Raw genomic sequence first — 1,799 nt, forward strand, 5'->3', positions numbered from 1 at the left:
GTTCTATCCGTGAAGATGCAGGTCTGGGCGACGCAGCCGCCGTACTTCAATCGAACGACCCGGATGCCAACGATACGGTCAGCTACAAGATCGTGGATGCCAACCATAACGAGGTTCTGAATCACCCCTACTTCGAGATCGTGGGAGCCGCGATCCGCGTGAAGGCTTCCCTCCAAGCGCATGTCGGTCTCCACGACCTGCTGATCGAGGCAAAGGATGCGCTCGGTGCTTCAACTTACAAGACGATGACGATCACGATCATGAACGTGAACGAGGCGCCGTCGTCGATCGATTTCGGCGCGGCCAACGACACGACGCGCTCGGTCTCGAAGACAGCTGCATTGAACGCCGGCATTGGAACGCTTCGCACGATCGATCCCGACGGCGACCAGAGCTTTTCCTATTCGGTTGTGACGGCCAACGGCAGCTCGATCCCCGTCACCGGCGGCGCATTCAAGATCGGTGCAGGCGGCGAACTGCAAGTGGCGAGCACCGCCGCTCTGTCGGCCCTGTCGGGTCCTCAGACGGTGTGGGTGCGAGTGAGCGATGGCTTCCTGAGCAAATGGCAATCGTTCACGGTCAACGTCTACCAAAGCAATCCGCCGACGGCGATCAGCATCGGCGGGGCCAACGCGGGCACGCTCGCTCTCTCGGAGAACGGAACGGCAGGGCGCGATATCGGCGCTCTGGCCACAGCCGGGGGCGATGCGGGCGACGTCTACACGTTCTCGCTCGTACGGGCGAACGCGACGGACCCGGATCCAGCCGATCTTTTCCGGATCGAAGGGGGCGTCCTCAAGCTGAAAGCAAACGTCACCCTCGACCGGGAGGCCTATGTCAACGGCACGTTCACATTCAAGATCAAGGCCGTCACCAACGGTCAGTCTGACGAGGTCTTCGAGCAGACCGTGACCGTCGCGGTTGCAAACGAGAACGAGGCGCCTTCCGACCTCGGCGTGACGGGTGGCACCATCGCAGAGACGGCCGGCATCGGCGACGTTGTCGTCACGCTGTCCACCGTCGACTCGGATGTGGGAGACACGCATACCTACAGCCTGGTCGCCGACCTGGCGGGTACCGCGCTTCCGCAAGGTAATCCACTTTTTGAAATCGGGATCGGCGCAAACGTCAATAAGATCGTGGTCAAGGCGGGTCTCTCGGCGGCTGTCGGAACCCATGACTTGTACGTCAAGACGAAGGACGCCGCCGGCTTGTTCCGGGTCGAGAAGGTGACCGTCACGATCACAAACGTGAACCAAGCGCCATCCGACCTCGTGGTGACGGGTGGCTCCATTGCGGAGACGGCCTCCGTCGGCGACACAGTCGCCCTTCTCACGACCCAGGATCCTGATACTGGCGACACCCACACCTACTCGCTTGTCGCGAACGAGTCGGGCGACCCGCTTCCGCAAGGGGGCGATGCCCTCTTCGTCCTGGGGACCGGCGCAGACGCCCACAAGATCTTGGTCAAGGCGAGCCTCGGGGCGGCCGTCGGAACCCATGACCTGTACGTCAAGACGAAAGACGCCGCCGGCTTGTTCCGGATTGAGAAGGTGACCGTAACGATCACGAACGTGAACGAGGCGCCGTCCGATCTCGGCGTGACGGGTGGCACGATCGCAGAGACGGCCGGCATCGGCGATGTCGCGGCCGGACTTTCCACGGTCGACCCTGATGTGGGGGACACGCACACCTACAGTTTGGTCGCCAACCTGGCGGGCGACGCCCTTCCGCAAGGAGGTGATCCTCTTTTCGCTATCGGAAGCGGCGCAAACACCAACAAGGTCGTGGTCAAGGCG

General features: G+C 62.4%; 1 protein-coding gene. It reads left to right on the plus strand.

Annotated elements, in window-relative coordinates:
• On the plus strand, positions 1-1,799 hold a 1,799-nt coding region (locus AC1DT3_RS19905), incomplete at both ends, for a cadherin repeat domain-containing protein (RefSeq protein WP_477466945.1).

The sequence above is a fragment of the Microvirga sp. P4_G7 genome, from assembly GCF_056401005.1.